The following is a 5,834-nucleotide window of genomic DNA, read 5'->3' as shown; positions in this document are numbered from 1 at the left end:
ACGATCGGGATGCTGCCCAGCACCATCGTCAGGCGCTCCAGCGTCACGTACCCTCCGCTGAACGAGCGCAGCCAGTCGTCCACCGCCTTGCTTGCAGCCGCAACGTCTTCCTTCACGATCGTGTTCAGCGGCGCTACCGCCGTCTGGGGTTCGCGCTCGGTCGGTTTCTGGCCTTGCTGTTGCGGGCCTTCGCTTTCTGCCATCTTCTCTCCCTGCCTCTATCTGATGCGTTGACTGTGCTGTGAATCCAGGCCTCAGGGCCCGATCACGCAGTCCTTCATCGTGAGAAACGCCGACCCCATCGCGAAGCCGACTTCGCAGCTCGCGGTGAACTTCGCGCCGCTGCGCATCTCACCCATCTTCTGGCTCTGTGCGTCGTCCGCAGGAGTCAGGCGCGCCAGCTCCTGGTTGCCGCGTACATCGGCAGCGCGGATCAGCGACGTGCCACCGAAGGAATCGGACGCCTCGACGACCACCGCCGGGAACTGCACCCGCTTGCCGTATTCCGACATGCCGAGCGCGCGACGGCCCTGCTTCTCGTAACTCTGGTGCAGCTTGGTCAGCGTGGTCTTCGTTTCCGCTTGCGCAGCACATAGAGAAGCGGCACCCAGGAAGACAGTGGCGACAAGGGCGGTCTTGATGTTTTTCATGAACATGGAATCGGTGAAGTGATGAGGTTGCCCGTCAGGGCTCAATTGATGTTGGCGTTCTGAAACTCGAGCTGTTCGAATGTGCTGCCCGTGAAGTCGACGCTGCGCCCCTGCAGTCCTTGCGCATGCACCACGGTGCCGCCGCAGTCCAGCACCCCGACGTCGTTCCAGCTGCCGCCCGCGAAGCTGATGTCGTCCCACTGGCACTGCCTGAACGTGCTGGTGCCGATGCTGCTGCCGTCGAAGTTCGCGCGCGTGAAGCTGCAGTTGATGAAGGTGCAACCCGTGATCGAGATGCCGCTGAAGTCGCATTGGGTGAAGCTGCAACCAGTGAACTGGCAGGCGCTCCAGCCCGCCTGCTTGAAGCTGGTGGCGGTGAAGCTTGTGCCGTTGAAGGTCGTTGCGGCGAACTGGGCCAGCCCCAGGTCGAGGCCGGCATAGGCGAAGCTGTCGGCCTGGCCCACGAGCCCGGCGGGAGCGCCGCCTGCGCCTTTGCGCCACATGTCGTGGGCGAGGATGATGATTTGGGAAGACATTGGCGATCAGATAGAAAAGGTTTCGTTCATGGGTTCGCAAGCAGGCCGACGTGCATACGGAACTTCATCACGTAGCGTTTCTCTGCCGGGATATTCATTCCCCCGAACTTGGAACTCAGTCGATATCCCGATAGATGCTCCAGTTCGATATGTCGACGTTGAGATCGTCCTCGAAGCTCTCCGAAACTATTTCGATCGAATTGCCGGAAGGGTCCAGGACTCTTGCGAAATACCCTCCGGGAGTATGTGCAAGCATGTCGAACTCAACGCCGCTCTCCATCAAACTTTGGCAGAAGCTCGGGAAGTTTTTCTCGATGGAGAACTCATAGATCGCGCCCCGATCCTTCTCATTGCGCCCTCCTACGCCGATGAGGTTCGAATACTTGAAGCAGATAGCCAAGTCTTGATGACCCGACACTCGCAGGATGTCCAACACCGGATCTCGCTCGTACTTCAAAACACCTTCGTAGAAAGCGTTCATCCTCTCAAGCATTCCTTTTCTTCGAAGAGTCGGAATATGAACGGTGAACGGCTTCTTCATCTTTTCTCGCTCCGCAGGATTGAAAGGCACGATCTCGGCAGACAGGACGTATTTCGCGGCATGTCCAGCGCCAGGTGTCGTCAGCGGCTTCCCTGCTCCCGAAGTATTTCGCCCGTGGTCCTCGAGGCGATGTACATGATCGATCGGCCCAGGTTGCTGGCATTGCCAAGCCCTTTCTTTCCCCGAGGCAGCTTGGCCGAGAAAGCGATTTCGATGGTGTCGCCCCCGTCTTCGCCCTCGCCGTTCTCGCCTTGCCTCTTCCTCTCGGCGATGTGGATATTGAAGTTGTTCAGGTCCTGTCCGGTCTTCTCGAACAATCTGTACGCGCGCCCCAATGCGATGACCGCCGGGGTATTGAGCAGCAATCGATCCGGCGACTCGATTTCGAAGAGCGGCAGGACCGAGGCATCGAGGTCATCGCTCACGGACGTGCACCTCGGGCCTTGGCGCGGGCCGCCTCGATCTCCTTGAGCAGGTCGCCGGCATCCGCGTTGCCGTTCTTCAGCGACTCCGCCGCCCAGCGCGCGGCCTCGGCGAGATCCTTGCCATTCATGTAGAGGTCGTAGGCCAGGTTGTGCTGCGCCACGATATGACCGCCCTTGGCCGCGATCGACAACCAGCGGATGCGCTGATCATCGTCCGAGGACACGAATGTGTAGTACAGCGAGAGACGAAATGCGGCATCGGCGTCGCCAGCTTCGGCCTTTGCTGCCAGATCGACTCGCTGCGCGTCGGTCAGTGCATACGACTGCGCACCCGAGATGGGCGAAGAAGAGGCTGGTGCGGCGTCGGGCTTGTCCATGGCATGGTTCTCCGTTGCTTGAGAGACAGGGAGCTGAAAAAGAAGAGGAAGGAGAAGCACTGCCGGCAATATCCGCACTGCGCTGAACCTGAGGTCGATGTGCTTCATGGCTTGGGATTGAAGGTATGCCAGACCCCGGGATCCGCGGTGTCCATGCTGCCGTCCGCCTTGCGGCCTGCCGGCTTGTGGGCGCCATTCGGCCAGATCCACAGGAGCTTGTCGGGCGCCTCGACGGGCGCATTCAATTCATTGGCGAGCTTCTGTGCGTAGGGGTCCGTCCCCTTGCCGGTTTCGCACGACATCAACTGCACCTTCTGGCCCTCCGTATACGACGGATGCGCCTTGATCCGCTGTGCCATCTGTGCCGGCGTGATGCCCTTCAGCGCCGTGTCGGTCATGATGTTCGGCCCACCATGGGAGCCGACCGTGAACGTGCCGGGCGGGCTTGGGATGTTGTCCGCCGATGCCCGGATCGCTTCGCTGTGCGGGAACAGGTTGATGTCGACAAGTCCCAGCGGATCGATGCCACGCACGGGGTTGTTTCCGACATAGGCATACAGGTTGAGACCGCCTGCGAGCCCCAGCGGATCGCGCGAGACGTACCGGCCGCTCGCCGGGTCGTAGTAGCGGTAGCGGTTGTAGTGCAGCCCGGTTTCGGCGTCGAAGTACTGTCCCTGGAAGCGGATGGGGTTGGCAAGGCCGGCGCGTCTTCCAGCTTCGCTGATGACCTCCCGCGCCTCGCCCCAGGCCTTGTACTGGGCCGACCAGGCAACGCGCCCCTCGTGGTCGGTGAGGTCCCGCGGCGTGCCGAGGTGGTCGCACTGGTAGAAGGCGATCTCGTCCTTCTCGAAACTGCGTTGCCCCGGCTGCAGTTCCCCGTTCCACAGCGGGTCTTGCTCGATGTCGTACGCGCCGCCGTTGTCGGCCATGATCTCCCGCACGTCGGGCGTTTTACCCAGTGCAATCGCATGCGCCTGACGCAACTGGATCAGCGGAGCGAAAGAACGTGGCTCGTGAACGTAGTGCACGCTCCAGCCGCGGCCCTCGTCTTCCCGCTCTCCGGCGATGCTTTGCGTGCTCTCGAAGGCCAGCGTGTCGCCATCCCATCCGAACCTCGTGATGCTGTCTCGCGAGCGCTTGGAAATACGACGCCCCATCGGGTCATAGGTGAACGCGGTGTGCGTGCCGTCTTCGTCGGTAGCGGAGCTGAGACGGCCGAAACCGTCCCAGGCAAAGGTGGTCGCGCGCCCGTTGCACACGCGCTCGACCACGTTGCCGTGCTCGTCATGGCGATAGCGCGTGCCCGCATAGGCCCTGAGCAGGTTGTCGAGCAAGCGGGCCGCGGGAATCCGCTCCCCCGTCGTCGTGCTCTCGGGGTCGACGATGTTGCCCGCCGGATCGAAGGCGAACATCTCGCGCCCGAACCGGCTGTTGACCTCGACGAGGCGACCCAAGGGGTCGTAGCGGTAATCCAGGTTGCCATGACGGCTGTCGCCGATGGCGATCAGCTGCCCTGCCTTGTCGTAGCTGTAGCTGCGGTGCAGCTGCAGCGTGTCGGTGGCGTTCGTGCGGCTGCGCATGACCTGTTGCTCCAGCCGACGGCCCACGTTGTCGTAGCGCAGTTGCTGGGTCAAGCCGTTTCGCTGCTCGCGCAGCACTTCGCGATGAAGATCGTCGCGCTCGAAGCCGACGATGTCCTGTCCGTCGAGCAGCAGGCCATGCACATGGCCCGAACCGTAGGTGAGCCACCGGGTCGCATGGCCGTCGGGACGGATTGTCGCGACGCGCTGGTTGAGCACGTCGTAGCGGTGCTGCCATATCGCCGTACGCCCGGCCTCCAGGTCGTGCTGATGCTCTCGCGTCAGGTTGCCGGCCGGGTCGTAGAACCACTCAAGGCGCGCGTCGCTGTTGATGGCCTCGATCATTCGCCCGTTGCGGTCGAAGGCGAAGTGCTCGGTCTGATGGCCGACCGAGCGCTCGATCATCCGGCCCATCGCATCGGCCTGCAGCCGTACCGCGCTCCCGCCCGCCGCTACCTCGACCAGCCAGCCGGTGCTTTCCTCGTAGCGGTACTGCGTGGTCCGGCGAGCGAAGTCGGTTTTCTCCAGCAGGCGGCCAGCCGGGTCGTAGCGGAAGCTGTGGCGGCTGCCGTTCTCGTTCTGCAATTCGACGAGGCGGCCCAGCAAATCCCATTGGTACTTGAGCGAATGCCCCTCGGCATCGATGCGGCCAGAAACCAGTCCCGCACGGGTGTAGCTGTAGTGCGTACGACGGCCAAGCCCGTCGACGTACGAGAGCATGCGCCCCTCGGGGTCGTGCAGGGTCTGCTCGCGCGTTCCGTCGGGCAGGACCATCTCGTGGAGCCGGCCCGACAGATTGGGCAGACTGCCTTGTGCACGCGATGCAACCTCTTCTTCCTGGAGGCTGTAGAGATGGCGCGTGACATGGCCCGCAGGGTCGACATCCGTGGCGAGTCGGCCGCGGTCGTCGTATGTCCAGCGACGCGTCTTGCCCGAGCAATCGGTCAGGCTCGCGAGCCGGCCACGGGGCGTGTAGCTCATCAGCTTCGTGCCGCCCTTCGCATCGGTGATGCGCACGGGCCTGCCGGCCTTGTCGTAGGCGTACTCGGTCTTGTGCCCCAGCGGATCGACCTCTTCCGTGAGGTGGCCCTGCGCGTCGTAGTCGCGCTTCCACACGCCACCTTCCGCGTCGCGGATGCCCGTGAGCCGGTGCAGCCTGTCGTACTCGAAGTGCACCCGACTGCCGTCCGCTCGGGTGTGCGTCTGCAGGTTGCCGTCGATGTCGTAGATGTAGTCGTCGGTCGTGCCGTCGGTGTGCACGTGGCGCGTGACGTTCTTCGCGTCATCCCTGAAGAACCACTCCTGCAGCTTGTCCGGATGGATGATCCGGTAGGTGTAGCCCTCGATGTCGTAGTAGTGCCAGGTCTCACCGCCCAGCGCATCGGTCACGTAGGTCAGGCGGATGTTCCTGTCCCACTCCAGCTTCAATGCGAAGCTGCCGTCGTCGGACCACTCGCGCACGGCCTTGGCGTTCGGGCCGGTGCCGTCGTACTCGAGGTTCATGCCCCGGCCAGTGCGGTCGGTGTAGCGGGTCACGAGGTGGTGGCTGTAGGCGTAGCTCCAGCTCGCGCCGTCTTCGTCCTGCGCGGCGACGAGATCGCGCTGCGCGTCGTGCGTGTAGGCGGCCAATTGGCGCACGACCTGGCCGTCCTTGAGCTCCCACAGCGACTGGATGAGCCCTGTCTGCGCATCGGGCTTCGTGCCCACGTGCGCCATGACGGCTTC

At 63.1% G+C, this 5,834-nt stretch carries 7 protein-coding genes; all 7 read right to left on the bottom strand.

Annotation, left to right across the window (positions count from 1 at the left end; genetic code table 11):
* On the bottom strand, nt 1–203 hold a 203-nt coding region (locus BMY35_RS37415; RefSeq protein ID WP_143080851.1), incomplete at its 3' end, for a hypothetical protein.
* Between the two features lie 51 nt (nt 204–254).
* Nucleotides 255–650, bottom strand: coding sequence for a hypothetical protein (locus BMY35_RS37410; RefSeq protein ID WP_143080850.1), 396 nt, complete (start codon nt 648–650; stop codon nt 255–257).
* Nucleotides 651–691: 41 nt separating this feature from the next.
* Nucleotides 692–1,186 carry a pentapeptide repeat-containing protein gene (locus BMY35_RS37405; protein ID WP_093210111.1) on the bottom strand — a complete coding sequence of 165 codons (495 nt, stop codon included), beginning with the start codon at nt 1,184–1,186 and terminating at the stop codon, nt 692–694.
* Nucleotides 1,187–1,301: 115 nt separating this feature from the next.
* Nucleotides 1,302–1,727 (bottom strand): VOC family protein, encoded by a 426-nt coding sequence (locus BMY35_RS37400; RefSeq protein ID WP_143080849.1) that lies wholly within the window; start codon nt 1,725–1,727, stop codon nt 1,302–1,304.
* Between the two features lie 80 nt (nt 1,728–1,807).
* Nucleotides 1,808–2,152: a hypothetical protein gene (locus tag BMY35_RS37395; protein ID WP_093210108.1), complete on the bottom strand. Its 345-nt coding sequence runs from the start codon at nt 2,150–2,152 to the stop codon at nt 1,808–1,810.
* Nucleotides 2,149–2,637 carry an SEL1-like repeat protein gene (locus tag BMY35_RS37390; protein ID WP_143080848.1) on the bottom strand — a complete coding sequence of 163 codons (489 nt, stop codon included), beginning with the start codon at nt 2,635–2,637 and terminating at the stop codon, nt 2,149–2,151. The genes BMY35_RS37395 and BMY35_RS37390 overlap by 4 nt, the downstream gene beginning before the upstream one ends.
* Nucleotides 2,634–5,834 (bottom strand): RHS repeat-associated core domain-containing protein (locus BMY35_RS37385; protein ID WP_143080847.1); only part of this gene is annotated, 3,201 nt, incomplete at its 5' end. The genes BMY35_RS37385 and BMY35_RS37390, both read right to left, overlap by 4 nt.

The organism is Variovorax sp. YR750, from assembly GCF_900109805.1.
GTDB lineage: Bacteria > Pseudomonadota > Gammaproteobacteria > Burkholderiales > Burkholderiaceae_C > Variovorax > Variovorax gossypii.
This window is presented reverse-complemented; position numbering and strand designations above follow the sequence as displayed.

Excerpts from the sequence above, each read along its gene's own strand:
- BMY35_RS37390 (WP_143080848.1), bottom strand. The coding sequence starts at position 2,637 with ATGAAGCACATCGACCTCAGGTTCAGCGCAGTGCGGATATTGCCGGCA.
- BMY35_RS37405 (WP_093210111.1), bottom strand. The coding sequence starts at position 1,186 with ATGTCTTCCCAAATCATCATCCTCGCCCACGACATGTGGCGCAAAGGC.
- BMY35_RS37400 (WP_143080849.1), bottom strand. The coding sequence starts at position 1,727 with ATGAAGAAGCCGTTCACCGTTCATATTCCGACTCTTCGAAGAAAAGGA.
- BMY35_RS37410 (WP_143080850.1), bottom strand. The coding sequence starts at position 650 with ATGAAAAACATCAAGACCGCCCTTGTCGCCACTGTCTTCCTGGGTGCC.